Origin of the sequence: Vibrio sp. ZF 223, assembly GCF_003050585.1 — a bacterium.
Lineage (GTDB): Bacteria > Pseudomonadota > Gammaproteobacteria > Enterobacterales > Vibrionaceae > Vibrio > Vibrio crassostreae.
Genome location: NZ_PIGB01000005.1, coordinates 124,767 through 143,983 on the forward strand (window position 1 = coordinate 124,767; position 19,217 = coordinate 143,983).

At 45.2% G+C, this 19,217-nt stretch carries 15 protein-coding genes; 7 read left to right on the forward strand and 8 right to left on the reverse strand.

Annotation, left to right across the window (positions count from 1 at the left end; translation table 11 throughout):
* Positions 1 to 249: 249 nt before the first annotated feature.
* Entirely contained in the window at positions 250 to 1,722 is a 1,473-nt protein-coding gene (locus CWO13_RS12180; RefSeq protein ID WP_107898686.1) for an aminoacyl-histidine dipeptidase, read from the forward strand.
* Positions 1,723 to 1,864: 142 nt separating this feature from the next.
* Here the strand turns inward: CWO13_RS12180 and CWO13_RS12185 are convergent, their stop codons facing one another.
* Complete coding sequence (locus CWO13_RS12185; RefSeq protein WP_048664552.1) at positions 1,865 to 2,404, reverse strand: DUF3332 family protein; 540 nt, start codon at positions 2,402 to 2,404, stop codon at positions 1,865 to 1,867.
* Positions 2,405 to 2,675: 271 nt separating this feature from the next.
* Here CWO13_RS12185 and CWO13_RS12190 point away from each other — a divergent pair, with 271 nt between their 5' ends.
* Complete coding sequence (locus CWO13_RS12190; RefSeq protein ID WP_048658111.1) at positions 2,676 to 3,722, forward strand: succinylglutamate desuccinylase/aspartoacylase family protein; 1,047 nt, start codon at positions 2,676 to 2,678, stop codon at positions 3,720 to 3,722.
* A gap of 200 nt (positions 3,723 to 3,922) precedes the next feature.
* Here CWO13_RS12190 and CWO13_RS12195 read toward each other — a convergent pair whose 3' ends face one another.
* The gene (locus CWO13_RS12195; RefSeq protein ID WP_017056240.1) at positions 3,923 to 4,240 is read right to left on the reverse strand and encodes a DUF3622 domain-containing protein; all 318 of its coding nucleotides are present in this window, start codon (positions 4,238 to 4,240) and stop codon (positions 3,923 to 3,925) included.
* Positions 4,241 to 4,594: 354 nt separating this feature from the next.
* On the opposite strand from CWO13_RS12195, the gene CWO13_RS12200 reads away from it, so the two are divergent.
* Positions 4,595 to 5,602 (forward strand): adenosine deaminase, encoded by a 1,008-nt coding sequence (locus CWO13_RS12200; protein WP_048658112.1) that lies wholly within the window; start codon positions 4,595 to 4,597, stop codon positions 5,600 to 5,602.
* 67 nt (positions 5,603 to 5,669) lie between these two features.
* On the opposite strand, the gene CWO13_RS12205 is transcribed toward CWO13_RS12200, so the two are convergent.
* Positions 5,670 to 6,854 (reverse strand): NnrS family protein, encoded by a 1,185-nt coding sequence (locus tag CWO13_RS12205; protein WP_017063328.1) that lies wholly within the window; start codon positions 6,852 to 6,854, stop codon positions 5,670 to 5,672.
* A 307-nt stretch (positions 6,855 to 7,161) separates the two neighbouring features.
* Here CWO13_RS12205 and CWO13_RS12210 point away from each other — a divergent pair, with 307 nt between their 5' ends.
* Positions 7,162 to 7,716 (forward strand): gamma-glutamylcyclotransferase family protein, encoded by a 555-nt coding sequence (locus CWO13_RS12210; RefSeq protein ID WP_048668908.1) that lies wholly within the window; start codon positions 7,162 to 7,164, stop codon positions 7,714 to 7,716.
* Positions 7,717 to 7,796: 80 nt separating this feature from the next.
* Here the strand turns inward: CWO13_RS12210 and CWO13_RS12215 are convergent, their stop codons facing one another.
* Positions 7,797 to 8,129 carry a tRNA-binding protein gene (locus tag CWO13_RS12215; protein ID WP_017060796.1) on the reverse strand — a complete coding sequence of 111 codons (333 nt, stop codon included), beginning with the start codon at positions 8,127 to 8,129 and terminating at the stop codon, positions 7,797 to 7,799.
* A gap of 197 nt (positions 8,130 to 8,326) precedes the next feature.
* Here CWO13_RS12215 and CWO13_RS12220 point away from each other — a divergent pair, with 197 nt between their 5' ends.
* A complete protein-coding gene (locus tag CWO13_RS12220; RefSeq protein WP_048658114.1) occupies positions 8,327 to 9,325 on the forward strand; it encodes a substrate-binding domain-containing protein in 999 nt (332 codons plus the stop codon).
* A 219-nt stretch (positions 9,326 to 9,544) separates the two neighbouring features.
* Here the strand turns inward: CWO13_RS12220 and galM are convergent, their stop codons facing one another.
* The 4 genes from galM to galE all read right to left on the reverse strand — a co-directional run bounded on the left by galM (position 9,545) and on the right by galE (position 14,398).
* Positions 9,545 to 10,624 carry a galactose-1-epimerase gene (galM, locus tag CWO13_RS12225; protein WP_048658115.1) on the reverse strand — a complete coding sequence of 360 codons (1,080 nt, stop codon included), beginning with the start codon at positions 10,622 to 10,624 and terminating at the stop codon, positions 9,545 to 9,547.
* Positions 10,625 to 10,737: 113 nt separating this feature from the next.
* Complete coding sequence (galK, locus tag CWO13_RS12230; protein WP_108083023.1) at positions 10,738 to 11,898, reverse strand: galactokinase; 1,161 nt, start codon at positions 11,896 to 11,898, stop codon at positions 10,738 to 10,740.
* A 194-nt stretch (positions 11,899 to 12,092) separates the two neighbouring features.
* Complete coding sequence (locus CWO13_RS12235; protein WP_108083024.1) at positions 12,093 to 13,145, reverse strand: UDP-glucose--hexose-1-phosphate uridylyltransferase; 1,053 nt, start codon at positions 13,143 to 13,145, stop codon at positions 12,093 to 12,095.
* 242 nt (positions 13,146 to 13,387) lie between these two features.
* The gene (gene galE / locus CWO13_RS12240) at positions 13,388 to 14,398 is read right to left on the reverse strand and encodes a UDP-glucose 4-epimerase GalE (protein ID WP_050645766.1); all 1,011 of its coding nucleotides are present in this window, start codon (positions 14,396 to 14,398) and stop codon (positions 13,388 to 13,390) included.
* 393 nt (positions 14,399 to 14,791) lie between these two features.
* Between galE and ebgR the strand changes: the two genes are divergently transcribed.
* Positions 14,792 to 15,775, forward strand: coding sequence for a transcriptional regulator EbgR (ebgR, locus tag CWO13_RS12245; protein ID WP_017066024.1), 984 nt, complete (start codon positions 14,792 to 14,794; stop codon positions 15,773 to 15,775).
* Positions 15,776 to 16,099: 324 nt separating this feature from the next.
* Positions 16,100 to 19,216 carry a beta-galactosidase subunit alpha gene (ebgA, locus tag CWO13_RS12250; protein ID WP_108083025.1) on the forward strand — a complete coding sequence of 1,039 codons (3,117 nt, stop codon included), beginning with the start codon at positions 16,100 to 16,102 and terminating at the stop codon, positions 19,214 to 19,216.
* Position 19,217: the final 1 nt, after the last annotated feature.

Genomic DNA, 19,217 nt, shown 5'->3' on the forward strand with positions numbered 1-19,217 from the left:
AAATTACAAAAAAGAATTAAACAAACGTTTGCCCATGTCATTTATAAGCATCAAAGCGCTTAATCATGATCAGATGGACAAGATCGCTTTCAAAATTTGAGCTATTTGAGGTTTAGAACCGCTACTCGTCAAAACACTCTAGTGGTATGCTGTTGCCATCAAAACAGACCCATATTTTAGATTTTTGTTCTAAGTTTTCACCTATAAAAACCCTAAATATATGGTTATCAAATAAAAAAGGAGTCATCCGTGTCTGAATTCCATTCTGAGATCAGTAAATTATCCCCTGCCCCTATTTGGCAGTTCTTCGATAAGATTTGCTCAATCCCACACCCTTCAAAGCATGAAGAAGAGCTTGCTCAATACATTATTGCTTGGGCAACAGAGCAAGGCCTAGATGTACGTCGTGACCCAACGGGCAACGTATTCATCAAGAAGCCAGCAACGCCGGGTATGGAAAACAAAAAAGGTGTGGTGCTACAAGCTCACATCGATATGGTTCCACAAAAGAACGAAGACACCGTTCATGACTTCGCTAAAGATCCAATCCAACCATACATCGATGGTGAGTGGGTTACAGCAAAAGGGACAACGCTTGGCGCTGATAACGGCATGGGCATGGCTTCTTGCCTAGCGGTTCTTGCTTCAAACGAAATCCAGCACGGCCCTATCGAAGTTCTACTAACAGTAGATGAAGAAGCAGGCATGACTGGTGCTTTCGGTCTTGAAGCGGGTTGGTTAGAAGGCGATATCCTTCTTAACACCGATTCAGAGCAAGAAGGCGAAGTGTACATGGGTTGTGCTGGCGGTATCGACGGCGCAATGACATTTGAAGTTGCACGTAATGCAATTCCTGCTGATTTCGTAACACGCAAGCTAACGTTGAAAGGCCTTAAAGGCGGTCACTCTGGTTGTGATATCCACACAGGCCGTGCAAACGCAAACAAACTGCTCGCTCGCTTCCTAGCGGGTCACGCGAAAGAGCTAGACCTACGCATCGTCGAATTCAAAGGCGGTAGCCTACGTAATGCGATCCCTCGTGAAGGTTTCGTAACGGTTGCAGTACCTGCTGCAAACCAAGAGAAACTGGCTTCTCTATACAACTACTACACAGAGCTTCTTTCAACTGAGCTAGGTAAAGTAGAAGACAGCATTGTTACTTTCAACGAAGAAGCTTCGGTTGAAATGGGCGCTCTTGCAGCAGCTGACCAAGCTCGCTTTATCGCTGCACTAAACGCTGCGCCAAACGGCGTGATTCGTATGAGCGACGAGATTGAAGGTGTTGTTGAAACATCTCTAAACGTTGGCGTTATCACAACAGAAGAGAACTCAATCACTGTACTTTGCCTGATTCGCTCTTTGATCGATTCTGGCCGTAGCCAAGTTGAAAGCATGCTGAATTCTGTTGCTGAACTAGCAGGCGCGAGCATCGAGTTTTCTGGCGCTTACCCAGGTTGGAAGCCAGACGCAGATTCAGAAATCATGCACATCTTCCGCGACATGTACGAAGGTATCTACGGTCACAAGCCAAACATCATGGTTATCCATGCTGGTCTTGAGTGTGGTCTATTCAAAGAACCTTACCCGAATATGGATATGGTTTCTTTCGGCCCAACGATCAAGTTCCCGCACTCTCCTGATGAGAAAGTGAAGATCGACACCGTTGAGCTATTCTGGAACCAAATGGTTGCACTGCTTGAAGCAATCCCAGAAAAAGCATAATTCGATAAGCTATGTTTGTTCAATGAACCGTGCTTTTCAATAAATAGTACTTTTCAGTAAATGCCGTTTATTCGAGACAAAATAAAACAGGTACTCATTGAGTACCTGTTTTTGTATCTAATTTTTGTAATAAGCAAAAAAATTAAGCGCGTGAAGCTGCGTAGTTCTCTAGCTCATCAATTGAAGTTTGTGCAACCACTTCGCCATCGATGAAGTACGTTACCATCTCACCATCACGAACACCGATTAGTGTCGCTCGCTCACCAGATTGGTAAGTGATATCCATTTGGATTGTATTTTCATCAATCTGCTGCATCTGACCTTTTTCGATCATATTTACATTAGTGATTGGGCCTACCGGTGCTTCTGTTAGAGACGGATCTAGCTGATGGTTAATATCAAGGTAAGTATCAACCTTAGTATCAAAGATGTGCGGAGCACCCGTTAGTGGGTTGCTACCTGTCCAGAACTCTAGTGAGTTGAATACTAGGTAATCCGCTGCAACCGTTAGACCGTACGCAGGTGCCAACAGTAAGTTCAAACCGCCACGTGCGTAACGGTTATCAACCGCTTTAAGGTTGAACTTCATTAGGTAACCCGTTACTGCGTTGCTACCAACACAGCCAGACAAAGCAACAGATACCACTGCTAGTGCTACAACTTTTGAAATTGTTTTTTTCATTTTGATCTCGATATTTGAATTTGGCCGCCAAAAAATGGCGGTGGATAATACCAACGAACCAAATGACAAATATCAGCGCTAAATCAATGTATTGTCAGAAAATTCACAATTTGAAACACCCTTCAATTAACCAAATAAAAAACTGAAACCAATTCATAAGCCCCTTCATAAAAAACTTTTGTCGTCACCGTAAAGCGATTGATTCGTACTAAAAATCAACGATTGATACATTCCGTGTTAACGAATTATCACCATGTTGAGAACAACCTAAATGGCAAGACTAAAACCTAATCAACCATTCGAATTACTTGGTTATACTGTTCAGCCAGGACAACGAATGGAGATTGAACTGCAAGCGGCTCAGCTTTACACGCACTCTCCACTTTCGATCCCGATTGAAATTATTCACGGTCGCCAAGCAGGCCCAACACTGATGGTAAATGCGGCGATCCACGGCGATGAGCTAAACGGTGTTGAGATTGCTCGACAACTGACGAATGCTATCGATCCAAAAAAACTGAAAGGTACCTTGATTGTTGTGCCTATCGTTAACGTGTTCGGCTTTATCCATAAGTCTCGTTACCTACCAGACCGTCGCGACCTAAACCGTTGCTTCCCAGGTAGTGAGAAAGGATCGCTAACATCACGTATCGCTTACACTTTCTTCGAGAACGTGGCAAAGCACTGTGATTACATCTTGGATCTACACACGGGCGCGATTCACCGCACCAACCTGCCTCAGATTCGTGCAAACCTATCAAATCCAGAAACAATGCGCATCGCGAAAGCATTCGCAACACCAGTGATCATCGATTCACCACTGCGTGACGGTTCACTGCGTAGCGAAGCAGAAAAACTGGGGATTCCTGTATTAACTTACGAAGGTGGTGAAGCGCTGCGTTTTGATCATCTAGCGATTCGTGCGGGTTATCTTGGTGTGCATCAAGTGATGAAAGAAATCGGCATGCTGCGCCCTAACCGCAAAAAGTTGCCAGAGCCTGTGTTGAGTAAATCCACCAGCTGGATCCGCGCGGAATCAGACGGTATTTTGCGTAACATGGTAAGACTTGGCGAACAAGTTGAAGCAGGACAAACCCTTGCTTACATCAGTTCTCCATTAGGTCACCAAGAGGGCCAAGTGATCACAACCAAAGGCGGTATCGTGATTGGTCAACAAACTCTACCTTTGGTAAACGAAGGTGATGCTGTGTTCCATATTGCTTACTTTAAGCAAGACGATGAAGAAGTAGGACAATCAGTAGAAAGCTACATTGAAGAAGTAGCAGAAGACGATTGGCTAACTGCGCTGAATAACTAATCAGGCAATGCTTAAAAGTTTAAGAGCTCGACGTTAAAAGCGAGAAGCCAAACCGTGCTCTTAAACACAATAAAACAGAACTCCACAAACTAAAAAGCCCCAATATACTTTTAACTAGAAAGAGAAAAGTTATATCGGGGCTTTTTTTACAAATCCCTTATCTTAAAATTAAGGGATCTATAAATTAATCATGCACTGAATTACTCAGCGTCTTCTTGCTCTTCTGCACGAGCTTTAGCGCGCGCTTCACGTGCTTGCTCAGCTTTAAGCTCTTTAGTGTGACGTAGTTCGTCACGCTCTTTACGCTGCTCTGATTTACGCTCGTTACGTTCAGCTTGGTTAGCGATGAAAGATGCTAGCTCTTTCTCTGCCCACTCTTGTGCTAGAGCTTCAGTTTCGAAACCAGACTCACGCTTAGATACTGTAGTGCTGCGAGACGTTACTTGACGAGTAATCTCTGCACACCAACCGTTGCGTTTTTCTGTAAGGCGGATATCAAATTTTTTGTTCTTAGACATGTTCTATTTTTTCCTAAGGGAGATCATTAAGGGATCGGTCAACTTTGATAACTCCATCTAAGTGAGCATCTTTTAACACCATCCCTTGGTAAGCGCGGTATTAGAGCACAAATCAATGAATATTGCTGCAAATATTTGCAGCGGATCACACTCCAATGCTGCAAATCGTTTGCGCTTGATTTCTGTTAGTTCATAACTTCCAATTCATCATCAATTTCTGCCCTGTTTTATCGACAACAATGAAATGAACTATGCTCAAACAGAGATAAATGAAAGAGATACCTGCTTGCTCAGGTTTATAGACTCTACTGCCTCACCTACTCCGCCCATAATTAAAATAGCTAAGGAGTTGCTATGGATAGCTTCATCAAACATTTACCGAAGGTTGAGCTGCACTTACACATAGAAGGTACATTAGAACCAGAGCTAATGTTCGAGCTCGCCAAGCGTAATAACGTGTCGATTCCCTTTGAGACCCCTGACCAAATACGAGAGGCGTACCAGTTCCACAATCTTCAATCCTTTCTCGATATCTACTATCAAGGTGCTAACGTACTGATTCATGAGCAAGACTTCTACGATCTGACGTGGGCTTATCTGTTGAAGTGCCAGCAAGATAATGTGGTTCACACTGAGATATTCTTCGACCCTCAAACCCACACTGAACGTGGCATCTCCTTTGACACGATTGTAGGCGGCATTACCCAAGCACTAGAGCAAGCCACACAGGAACTCGGGATCAGCAGCCAACTTATCATGTGTTTTCTGCGTCATCTCGATGAAGGCAGCGCGTTCGAGACACTCAAACAGGTCTTACCTTACAAAGACAAAATCATTGCGGTTGGGCTAGATTCATCAGAACAAGGCAACCCGCCAGAGAAGTTTAAACATGTCTTCCAAGAAGCCATCAATCAAGGTTTTCTAACCGTCGCGCACGCCGGAGAAGAAGGCCCTGCGCAAAATATTATCGACGCTCTGAGCTTGCTAAGCATTACCCGAATTGATCATGGCGTTCGCTGTATAGAAGATGAAGAGCTGATGGAGCAGCTAATAGCCAAACGCACACCGCTGACGGTCTGCCCACTCTCGAATACTAAGCTCAAGGTCTTCGACACCATGCAAGAGCACAACATCGTCGAGCTGTTGAGAAAAGGGCTGTGCGTCACCATCAATTCCGATGATCCCGCTTACTTCGGCGGCTATATGAATGATAACTTCCTCGCCGTCGCCAATGCTCACCCAGTGACGAAAAACGAATTAGCGCAATTCAGTATTAATGCCATCGAAGCCAGTTTCATCTCGCCTCACGCCAAAGAAGATCTCATTACACAGGTACGCCAATACCTTGTTGCAAATACTTAATGAGTTATGAAGATCAAAAAGGGAAGCTCAGAGCTTCCCTTTCAGCATGGGTAGATAACCAATTAGCTTAGCCCGGGTGACCATCCACTCTTGGTGTTAATAGCATCATGCCGAACTTCCAGATAAATAGCCCAAATGCTAACGTCCATAAACCCGCACTGATGTTGACCATCTCAAATAAGTACGCCGGGAAAAAGGTCACACCTAGACTACGTACTAGCGCCGCGATAAAAATAGCCGAGAACGCCAAAGCCATACTTGGCCCTTTATAGATAGCACGACCGGTGTGCCCCATCGTCACGCGTGTAATCATCGCAAGAATTAACCCACTCAGACCACCAATCGCAAACAAGTGCAGCATATTGTGGCTCGCGAACGGGTTGTCTAACAGACCACGTAGCAGCAAGCTTAGAGGGATACATAGGTAAGCCGCATGCAGCGACCACACCAAAGGCTCAGACAAAGTTGTCCAAGGCTTCCAGCGGATAAAGCGTACCAATTGGGTTACACCTGCAAATACCATCAACTCATTGCCGACTTGAGCAAAGGTCAATGGGAAGAAACTCAACACAAATAAACCAACCAAAGGTAGATTCGCTAGCCATTCCAACCAAACTAAGGGTTGAGCTTTTTCAAAATCAAAACGACGCGCCGTGAAGAATGGAATAACTCGCCCACCCATTACAGACAGCAACAACGTAAACCACCACAACATCGCTTGCCATACCGCTGATGAAGGAAATGGAGGCATCCCCTTAATGGTCGCGTAACTAGCAAAGTTCGCCACGATAGCCAATATAAACAGTGGTACAAAGAACAGGTTCTTCCAGCCTTTCGACTTCACGACACGAAAACCAATTTCGTAGGCGGCGAAGATTAAGAACAACGCCTCAACCGACGAGATCAACCATAACGGAGCAGGTGTCCAAAACAGAATGCGAGGTGCGATCCATAAGCCAACAAGGGCAGCTAACCGATAGTGCTTGGTTCCGTTGACACCCGTCCACGTTTGTACCGCCGTTAACACAAAACCGACCACTATCGCCATTGAGAAACCAAACAGCATTTCGTGTACGTGCCACCAAAGCGCCGGTACTTTTAGCATTTCTGGCTGACCGTTTTGGAACATGATGACCCAAGCCACAATCGCGATCACAGCATAGAGACTGCCTAAAAAGAAGAAAGGTCTAAACCCCAAACGAAGATAAGCAGGAATTGCATCTTCTACACTTTTATCTGTGATATTTAACAAACTCGTTCCTCATTTCAGATAACAAGCCAAGTGTGGCTTCTGGGAATTGCTATTTAATAGTCAAATTCGTGATGCAGTAATTTCTACTGCCATATTACTTTCAACAATGCACGAAACGCGCCAAACAGAGAAACCTTTTAAAAACAACAATCAACGCACTTTTTCAAGTCAAAAACGAGTCAATTAAACACAATCAAAAGAGTCAATTTAACTCGCAAGTGTATAAAAATATAAACGGCTGACTTTTGATGAAACGACACATATAGTAAGACTAGACTTAAATGGAACAACTCAGACAAGGAATGCGATGTATATTTTTGGTTATGGTAGCTTAATCAACTCATCTTCACGCCAGCTTACCGGTCAGACTGGGCAAGCGATCCCTGCGATTGTTCATGGCTTAATTCGCCATTGGAGCAAGATCGATGACAGTTATGTTTTATCACCTTTGATCGTCAATCTCGGCAAGGGACAGGTGAATGGTGTGTTGCTTGAGGTGGATGATATTGCACTGGCTGAGTTTGATCGCCGTGAGCGAGGTTATCATCGAATCGAATTAAAGGCCTCTCAGATAGAAAGCCAAAATGAGTTCAAACAGGATCAATCGATCTGGGTTTACATCAAAGACGAGATTGAGGCTCCTTGCGAAAACAGCCCTATCGTTCAAACCTATGTCGACACGGTATTGGCAGGATGTTTAGAGGTGTCTGAAAGCTTTGCGGCGCACTTTGTTAAACACACACAAGGTTGGCATCACCCATTAGAAAATGATCGCCACCAGCCTAAATACGGCAATCTTGCTGGGGTTTCCGATCACCACCACAGTGTAATTGATGGCTTGATACTGACTGTACGAAGCTAGCTTATGTACCTTGTTAATGAATATACATAGCGAGTTAATTTAGGTTGGTGAACACATTAGATCACCAACCTAGAGAGAGCTTAAACGACACGAATACCTGCTGGCATCGCACGTTCAGGTGTCAGTAATACACTTTCAGATTCATCTTCCGTTTCGGCACATAACAACATGCACTCAGAAGTGTGGCCTCTCATCTTCGCCTTCGCTAGATTGCACAAAACAACAACCTGCTTGCCCATTAACTCTTCTTCTGTGTAATAAGGTACTAAACTGGTCACCGTTTGTAGCGTTTTGTCACCCACATCCACTTGCACGATGTAAAGCTTGTCCGCATTTTCATGACGCACAACCTCGATGATCTTACCGACACGCATTTCTAACTTAGCAAAGTCACCATAAGAGACAGTATCCATTTCTCACTTCCTATATTGATTTATTTTCACCCATTAAATCATTTACTAAAATTAAGTAAAATGTAAATGTTTACACTAGCATTAAGCCTAATAATTACAAGCGGTAAAGATCTCATTACTGGAAGTAAAATGAGAGTTTCGTTGCCTTACTATCATTGTCGGTGTTAAATAGATGCAGCAATGTATAGAGGTTAAAAATGGCAACAATTAAAGATGTAGCAAAGGAAGCTGGTGTTTCTGTTGCAACCGTATCTCGAGTGATCAACAAGTCTCCCAAGGCGAGTGCAAGCTCGGTAGAGTCTGTAACTAAAGCGATGTCTAAACTCGGCTATCGCCCGAATGCCAATGCTCGCGCTCTGGTAAGCCAAAGCACAAACACTGTTGGTGTATTGGTCGGTGACATCTCCGATCCCTTTTTTGGCACGCTAGTTAAGGCTGTCGATAATGTCGCTCGTGAGAACGGAAAACATATCCTTGTCGGTAATGGCTCACACGATCGTGAAGAAGAGAGACAAGCGATTGAGTTACTGATTAACAGCCGTTGCGATGCTTTGGTGATCCACTCAAAAGGCCTGACAGACGAAGAACTGATTGCCTATGCAAAAGAAGTCAAAGGCTTAGTGCTGATCAACCGTTATATTGCAGAGATTGCCAACCGTTGTATTTTCTTGGACAACAAAAAAGGCGCGTATCTTGCGACTGAATATCTGATCCGCCATGGTCATCAGAATATTGCCTGTATCGCCTCATCGCATAGCATTGAAGATGCCGATGAACGTATCCAAGGTTACTTAGCGGCACTCTCAGATTACAAAATTGCGCTCTCTGACAGCTATATTGAATACTCAGCACCCACCAGTGACGGTGGCGAATACGCCATGACTAACCTTTTGACTAAATCACTGCCAATCACCGGTATTGTGGCATACAACGATTACATGGCAGCAGGTGCTTTATCTGTCCTTGATGAAAACGGTATTCAAGCGCCGGACGAAATGTCGATCATCGGCTTCGATGATGGCTTGATTGCCCGCTATGTTCATCCAAAGCTAACCACCATTCGCTACCCAATTCAGATGATGGCAGAGAAAGCGACACGACTCGCGTTGCACCTAGCCAAAGGTGAAAACACCTCAACTGAGCCAATGATGTTCTCTCCGACTTTGGTACGCCGTAATTCGGTAGAGAAAGTCTAAGCTCTAGTCTACTCACCAAGCAATAAACAAAAAAAAGCCCTAACAGAATCGCTTCTGTTAGGGCTTTCCTACCTTACTCGGATACTCAACAATCGCGCTTAATAAACCGCACTCTTGTTGAGCGCCACTTTTGCTCATCCCCCAAGAACAACGCGATAATTCACATCGTCCTATTCACAAGCAAAAGACATTGGCGTAACCGTTTTGAGCTAGAGCGTACTAGTTTGAAGAATCCCCCGAAAATTCAAACTGGTAACAGGTACTGTAGTTATATTCTTGTTCAGGCTTGAGAATACAACTGTCCTGCTTCCACTCTGGGTGGTTAGGAGAGTCAGGTAAGAACTGAGTTTCTAGCGCCAAACCAGCGTAGTCTTCATAGCTACCACCACTTCGGTTTGGTGTGCCACCAAGCCAGTTTCCGGTGTATAGCTGCATCGCAGGTTTGGTTGAAAATACTTTTAGTGTGACGAGCGCATCTGGTGAGGTTACGGTAGCGGCACATTGAGTGCGCTTGCAGCCGTCAGCCAATAAGAAAGAGTGGTCGTAACCCTTTGCTGCTTTCTGCTGTTCATCACCCAACAAACGCTCTGAGATCATCATAGGCTGATTGAAGTCGAAGCTGGTCGATTTCACCGATTTAAGGTTACCTAATGGAATACCCACCGAATTGGTCGGTAAGAATTGATTGGCGTTGATGCTGACAATGTGTGACAAACAATCGTGTCCGGCTTCTGCGCCAAGTAGATTGAAGTAAGCATGATTCGTTAGATTAACCACGGTTGGCTTATCGGTGGTTGCAGAGTAATTAATGGAAACTCGATTGTCTTCGGTGATGTCATAACGCACCGACACATTCAAATTCCCCGGAAATCCTTGGTCGCCATCAGCAGACTCAAGAGTAAACACCACTGACGTTTCGGTTTTCTCGGTAATATTCCAACGACGTTTATCAAAACCGTTCGGACCACCATGCAAGGTATTGCCCGCTTGGTTGGTTTCCAGCTTGTAGTTCTGACCATCAATTTTAAAGCGACCATTGGCAATGCGGTTAGCATAACGGCCAACGGTTGTGCCCATATAGCTGGCTTGCTTCTCGAAATTATCCATTGAGTTAACACCCAATAGCACTTCTCTTCTATTTCCTTTTACTGGCAAGATACAGCTCAACCACGTTGCGCCAATATCCATGAATGTCACTTCCATGCCGTGTACATTCGACAGCGTGACAAGCTGAGCAGGTTGGCCATCATAGGCTGCAGTTTCTGTCATGGATTGATGCAGGTTCTGCGCTTGTGTCATTCTAAATTCCTTCTACTGCCAGTAAAAAGCCTCTACGTTTGAGGTAAAGGCTTTAGTATTTGGCCTACCATGATCTTTTTACTTGGTAAGCTCTATATTAAGTCTCGAAGCAGTTAGATTACTTCAATTAGGCTGGCGCCGTCTTTCGCTTGGCACACATAAATAGATTCTTTTAGACCCGTCGCCGCTTGATATTTCTGCTCCACAGTTGTTTTAATTTCATCAACCAATGCAGGTGGAACCAAAGCCACAATACAACCACCGAAACCACCGCCCGTCATACGCACACCGCCTTGCTCACCGATCACTTCTTTGACCATATCTACCAGCGTATCAATCTCTTTCACTGTGATTTCAAAGTCATCACGCATTGATGCATGCGATTCTGCCATCAGTTCACCCATACGCTTCATGTCGTGAGTACGCAGAGCTTGAGCCGCTTCAACGGTACGGTCATTTTCAGTAATCACGTGACGAGCACGCTTAGCAACCATCTCGTCCAACTCAGATTCTTTCGCTTTGAACTGTTCAATGGTCACATCACGAAGTGCCGGAACACCAAAGATGCGCGCCGCTTCTTCACATTGTTCACGACGCGTGTTGTATTCGCTGTCGACTAAGCCGCGTTTCTTGTTTGAGTTGATGATAACCACAGCCATATCTTCTGGCATTGAAACTGCCGTTGTTTCTAGGCTACGACAATCCAAAAGCATCGCGTGGTTTGCTCGACCTTCTGCAGAGATCATTTGATCCATAATGCCGCAGTTACAGCCTACAAATTCGTTTTCAGCTTGCTGACCATTAAGCGCCACTTCGGCTTGGCTGATCTCTAGGTTGTAAAGCACCTTGAATGTTTGACCAATCACCACTTCCAGTGCCGCAGAAGAACTTAAGCCAGCACCTTGAGGCACGTTGCCCGTTACAGATATATCTGCACCTGTAAATTCAAAACCGCGACCTTTTAAGCACTTCACCACACCACGAATGTAATTAGCCCACATCTTGTCTTGTTGAAATGTGATCTCTTGAGTTAGGTCGAATTTATCCACTGCATTGCCGTAGTCCACTGATACTACGCGCACGATGTTGTCGTCACGTTTAGCCGCTGCGACTACCGTCTGGTAGTTAATGGCACACGGTAGAACAAAACCATCGTTGTAGTCAGTGTGCTCGCCGATCAGGTTCACACGACCTGGTGCTTGGATAATATGAGTCGCTTGGTAACCAAGGACTTGCTCAAAAGATGCTTTCACGTTTTGGATTAGGTCAGACATAAGTAAACTCTCTGGTTAAACTCTTTGTTCAATTGGTTATGGCCCCTTCACGGCACCACTTTAATTCTTTTAGATTCCCTACCTCGTTCGTCTCTCACGGTAGGGAATGACAACATCAGCTTCTCACCTGCCGTCATTCCAGAATCGAGGGACGAGATATCAGGAATCTCGCTCGTTATCTACGAAGCAACGTATTACTGCTCTTTATAGTGAACGTCACTCAAATCACGAAGACGTTGCGCTGCTTGTTCTGCGGTTAAATCACGCTGAGATTCTGCCAGCATTTCATAGCCAACCATGAACTTACGAACCGAAGCACTGCGTAACAGTGGCGGGTAGAACAAGGCATGCAACTGCCAATGATCGATGTCCGTACCTTCTTCGAAGAATGGCGCATAGTGCCAACCCATCGAGTATGGGAATGAACACTGGAACAAGTTGTCGTAGCGACTCGTCAGCTTCTTTATCGCAAGTGCTAAGTCATCACGTTGCTCGTCAGTCAGTTCACTCATACGGCGAATGTGTGTTTTTGGTAGCAACATGGTTTCAAATGGCCACGCCGCCCAGTAAGGAACCACAGCAATCCAATGTTCGGTTTCAACCACAGTGCGAGAGCCGTCTTTCATTTCAGCTTCAACGTAATCCACTAATAGGTTTGAACCTTGTTGCTCAAAGTATTCTTTTAGAAGCTTTTCTTTACGTTCAATCTCGTTTGGCAGAAAGCTGTTCGCCCAAATTTGACCGTGTGGGTGAGGCTGAGAACAACCCATGGTCTCGCCTTTGTTTTCAAACGCTTGAACCCATAGGTAGTCTTTACCTAGCTCTTCAATCTGTTCATTCCATGTATCAATCACACCGCGAATCTTGTTTACTGGTAACTCTGGCAGCGTTTTGCTGTGGTCAGGAGAGAAACAGATCACGCGGCTCAACCCACGTACACCTTGAGTCTTGAATAGAGGGTTATCAGACTCTGGAGCGTCAGGCGAATCAGGCATCAAGGCAGCGAAATCATTACTGAATACATAAGTGTCGTCGTAATTTGGGTTTTCATCGCCCGAGATACGCGTATTGGTTGGGCACAAGAAACACTCTTTCTCGTATTCAGGAAGTTGCTCGGTCGATGGCTTTTCATCTTGGCCACTCCAAGGACGCTTTGCGCGGTGCGGTGATACTAAGATCCACTGACCCGTTAATGGGTTATAACGACGATGCGGATGGTCTACTGGGTTAAATTCAACTTTTGACATGTTTAGATTGCTCTCAAATTTTGTGTCTTGGTCAATTCACCAAGATGAATAATTCTTCTACAAGGAGATTCCCTATCACGCTCGTTCCTCGCTGTAGGGAATGACGTTCAGAAATCGTAGTTTTAAAATTCGTCATTCCAGAATCGAGGTACGAGATATCTGGAATCTCTCTTTTCCCATATCTTGTCTTTGCCTTCCCCAAAGAAATTGGAGTCGCAGCTAAGCAGCTTCAATTACACAGGCTAGTAGCCGTTCGGGTTATTCGACTGCCAATTCCATGTATCCGCCGTCATCTCCATCACGCTACGCGTCGCCTTCCAACCAAGTTCGCGCTCCGCTTTTTCTGTGCTTGCCCAACATTCGGCAATGTCACCTGCGCGACGTGGGCAAAGTTCATAAGGAACCGGTTTGCCTGATGCTTGTGCGAAGGCTTCAACCATCTCAAGTACACTTGAGCCTTTGCCAGTACCTAGGTTGTAAATGTGTAAGCCCGCTTTCTCGCCAACCACTTTTAGTGCGGCGACATGGCCATCCGCTAAATCCATTACATGAATATAGTCACGAACGCCTGTGCCATCGACTGTTGGGTAATCGTTTCCAAAAACAGCCAGTTTTTCACGGCGACCTACGGCTACTTGAGCTATGAACGGCATTAAATTATTTGGGATACCTTGTGGGTCTTCACCCATAGTGCCCGATGGATGTGCGCCGACTGGATTGAAGTAACGTAGCAAAGTCACGCTCCAATCGTTCTCCGCGTTGAACAGATCGCTTAAGCACTCTTCAACCATATATTTGCTGCGACCATAAGGGTTAGTTGTCGCGCCTGTTGGTGAAGTTTCAGTAATCGGCACTACTTCAGGGTCACCGTAAACGGTAGCCGAAGAACTAAATACGATGCTTTTCACGCCCGCTTTCTTCATACTTCGAGCTAACACCAATGAACCATTGACGTTGTTATCGTAGTATTCCAAAGGCTTAGCCACCGACTCCCCTACCGCTTTCAGGCCAGCAAAGTGAATCACGGCTTGGATATCGTTTTCTGAAAACACGCTATCTAGAAAAGATTGGTCACGAATGTCGCCAAGATAAAACGTTGGTCGCTTGCCAGTTAACGATTCGATTCGTTCCAGCACTAGCTCTTTGCTGTTGCAAAGGTTATCAACAATGATTGGCTCCATACCTGCCTGTATCATTTGAATGCATGTATGACTTCCGATGTAACCCATGCCGCCCGTAACCAGTACTTTCACAATCAACCTCTCTTTGTCGTCATTCATGGGCTAACTCGAACTGGCATTCAGCTCAGAAGCACCGTATACCAGAAATAGTAGCAGCCATTTTGACTATAATTCTGTGATCAAAACCACGAAGTGTAAACGTTTACACTAACTTTCATCATTGGTACTGAACATGGCATAGAGATAACGTATAGCTGTTAACTTCTAATTCATTGAATTTTAATAAGATAATTATAGATAGTCAGATTTGAGACATCACAGATGAGTTGAGCATTTATTTTACTAAAAGTTAATGCAATGACTTCCAGTTTGATTACAATAGGTCTGTAGAATAAAGAGGTGCATTGCTTTTTTACTAAATACCAATTTCAAAGCAGCGCAATGTTCCAATAACAGGAAGTGAGTATGGCAACGTTAAAAGATATCGCGACTGAAGCGAATGTATCATTGGCTACAGTTTCAAGGGTTCTCAATGAAGATCCAACATTAAGCGTCAAGGAAGAGACCAAAAGGCGTATCTTTGAAATTGCAGAGAAGTTGGAATACAAAACCAGCAGCTCACGAAAAACCGTTAGTAGTAAAAAACAAAACCATCACTTCCTAGCCCTGTATAACTACAAGCAAGAAGCTGAGGTTAACGACCCTTACTACCTATCGATTCGCCATGGGATTGAAACCCAATGCGAAAAGATGGAAATCAAGCTAACCAACTGTTATGAAAGTAAAATACAAATCAACTCAGCGCCGATAACAGGTGTTTTATTGGTGGGTCGAATGACACCAGAGGTTATCGAGCAAGCTAAAAAGCTGAGCGATAATATTTGTTATGTCGATTTTACCGATCACTCAGAACCTTATGACTCTGTCGATATCGACCTGGCTTTGATCAGCAAAGAGATCACCAACTTCTTTATCAACCAAGGCTATGAGCGCATCGGCTTTATTGGTGGCCAAGACGACGTCAACACCCCTGATATTCGTGAAGTCGCTTTTGCTGAATATGGTGGCCTAAAAAATGTTGTCAGTGAGCAAGACATCTACCGTGGTGACTTCTCTAGCTCATCAGGTTACAAGCTTGCAAAACAGATGCTCGCGACGGGCGACTACCCTAAAGCCATGTTTATTGCGTCAGATTCCATCGCAATTGGCGTTTTACGAGCAGTTCATGAGCACGGATTAAACATTCCTGAAGATATTGCGCTGATCAGTGTAAACGACATCCCAACAGCTAAATTTACCTTCCCATCTTTATCGACTGTTCGTATTCACTCTGAACTGATGGGAATTCAAGGCGTTAACCTGCTGATTGAGAAAGTACGCGACGGCCGAACCATCCCATTACGCGTCTATGTACCAAGCAAACTCAAGCTACGCGATACAACAAAATAATTAAATATATCAAATAGATAAATTAAGGCTACCTTTGTTGAAGGTGGCCTTTTTTGTGCCCGTCACATACATCAATCGACACATGTCCCCCTCTTTAACCTGCTGCATAAAACAGCCAATAGCATTCTTTTAAGTGGATCACACAGCACCGTAAAAAGACCATAAAAAACGTGATGAAGTTAAAGTAAAACGTTTTCACCAATTTCATTTAGTAAAACTTTTACTAATAATTACCTCAGTCCAAAAATACTCGTATTCACTACGACCCAATTACGCATAAGAACGTCGGTCAGCAAACTGCATTTAGACCGAGAGAGAGGCAACGTGAACAACTGGGAAAACTTCCTGAACTTACATGAGAACCGTATGGCACCGCGTGCATACTTCTTCTCATACGCATCAGAAACAAATGCAAAAACGTTTCAGCGTGAACTGAGCAGCCACTTCCAACTATTGAGTGGCCAATGGAATTTCAGCTACTTCACCAATCCGCTATTGGTTCCTGAAGAGTTTTATTCTCAGGAAATGAGCGACTGGGGCAACATCACGGTTCCAAACATGTGGCAAATGGAAGGCCACGGCGATCTTCAATACACAGATGAAGGTTTCCCATTCCCAATTGACGTGCCTTTCGTACCATCAGACAACCCAACCGGCGCATACCAACGCTCTTTCTTCCTTGGCGAAAGCTGGGACGAAAAACAAACCATCATCAAATTTGATGGCGTTGAAACTTACTTCGAAGTTTACGTAAACGGCGAATATGTAGGTTTCAGCAAAGGTAGCCGCCTAACCGCTGAGTTCGATATCTCTAGCCAGGTAACAGCAGGCAACAACCTACTTTCTATTCGTGTGATGCAGTGGGCCGATTCAACCTACATTGAAGACCAAGACATGTGGTGGACGGGCGGTATCTTCCGTGACGTTTACCTCGTAGGTAAAGAACAGCTGCACATTCAAGACGTTACCGTTCGCACTGATTTCGACGACGCTTACCAAAGCGCTACCCTGTCGTGCAAAGTGGAACTAGAAAACCTAGCAGCAGCGGCAAACGCAACCCTTGAGTACGCATTGCTTGATGGCAGCCAAGTTATCTCGCAAGGCTCAGTAGATAACCTAACTGTTCCTAACCAACAGACTGGCGGCAATGCCGATACTCAATTCTCTATCGATGTAGTGAACCCTGTTCAATGGAACGCTGAAAACCCATACCTTTACCAACTGCTGCTGACGCTGAAAGACGCTGACGGCAAAGTGTTAGAAGTGATCCCACAACGCGTTGGTTTCCGCGACATTAAAGTTCGCGATGGTCTGTTCTACATCAACAACAAATACGTGATGCTTCACGGCGTGAACCGCCACGACAACGACCACCTAAAAGGTCGTGCTGTTGGGATGGATCGCGTAGAGAAAGACTTAGTGTTGATGAAGCAACACAACATCAACTCAGTACGTACAGCGCACTACCCGAACGACCCACGTTTCTACGAACTGTGTGATATCTACGGTCTGTTCGTGATGGGCGAAACCGATGTTGAAACACACGGTTTTGCTAACGTTGGCGACTTAAGCCGCATCACTAACGATGCAGCATGGGAAGCGGTGTTTGTTGAGCGTATCGAGCGTCATATTCACGCTCAAAAGAACCACCCTTCTATCATCATGTGGTCACTGGGTAACGAGTCTGGTTACGGCTGCAACATCCGTTCTATGTACGATGCAGCAAAAGCCATTGATGACACGCGTCTGGTTCATTACGAAGAAGACCGTGATGCTGAAGTGGTCGACATCATTTCAACCATGTACTCACGAGCTCAACTGATGAATGCCTTCGGTGAATTCCCGCACGAAAAGCCACGCATCATCTGTGAATACGCACACGCAATGGGTAACGGCCCGGGCGGTTTAACCGAGTACCAGAACGTATTCTACAAGCATGATGCCATTCAAGGTCACTATGTTTGGGAATGGTGTGACCACGGCATTCTAGCGCGTGATGAAGCAGGCACAGAGTTCTACAAATACGGCGGTGACTACGGTGACTACCCGAACAACTACAACTTCTGCATGGACGGTTTGATCTACCCGGATCAAACGCCAGGCCCAGGCTTGAAAGAGTACAAGCAAGTGATTGCCCCTGTGAAGCTTCGCGATTTCGATGCACAAACGGGCACCTTTACGGTAGACAACAAGCTTTGGTTCTCAAACATCGATGACTACACCATCACTGCGGAAATCCGCGCTGAGGGTGAAACCATTGCCGTACAACACATCAAGGTTGAAGAACTGGCTGAGAACTCTAGCCGTGAACTAACGCTTAACTTGCCACAGCTTGATGCGCGCGAAGTGTTTGTGAACTTTACGGTTCGTAAGGATTCTCGTACTTCATACAGCGAGGCGAACCACGACATCGCGGTTTATCAGTTCCAAGTGAAAGAGAACACAGCACAACTTGAAGCCTTCACGAACAACAATGCAACTGCACTGAATGTTGAAGAGTCTCGCTTAGCTTACCTAATCAAAGGCCACAACTTTGCTCTGAATTTCTCAAAAGTGAACGGCAAGCTGACGTCCTGGTTAGTCAATGGCGAAGAACTGATTAAGTCGGAGCCTAAACTGAACTTCTTCAAGCCAATGATCGATAACCATAAGCAAGAGCACGATGGTTACTGGGAACCTGCACACCTGCAGATCATGCAAGAGCACTTCCGCACGCTAAACGTGGAAGAGAACAACGGCAAGATTGAGATCACCACCACCAGTATCGTTGCTCCACCGGTATTCGATTTCGGCATGCGTTGTGAATATCGCTACCAAATCAGTGCCGAAGGCCAACTGAACGTTGAACTGAGCGGCGAGCGTTACGGTGATTACCCTCACGTGATTCCAGTCATTGGTTTAGATATGGGCATCAACGGCGATTTCGACCAAGTTCAATACTACGGCCGCGGCCCTGAAGAGAACTACCAAGACAGCAAGCAAGCCAACATGATTGATGTTTACCAATCAACCGTGGCTGACATGTTCGAGAACTACCCGTTCCCACAAAACAACGGCAACCGCCAACACGTTCGTTGGGCTGCGCTTTCAAGCCGTGCTGGCAATGGTATTGCGGTGAAACCACAGCAAGAAATCAACTTCAGCGCATGGTTCTACACCAACCAAAACCTGCATCAAGCACAGCATACGATTGAACTAGAGAAGAGCGGTTACATCACCCTAAATCTAGACCACCAAGTGATGGGCCTAGGTTCAAACTCTTGGGGCAGCGAAGTATTGGATTCTTACCGCGTGTACATGGATGAGTTCCGCTACGGCTTAACTCTGATTCCATTCCAAGCAGGCGATTGCGACGCACAACACCTAATCAATCACAACTTTGGTGATGAGTTCTTCACGGCGAATACGCCAACAACTCAACCACAACAGAACGAGGCATAAG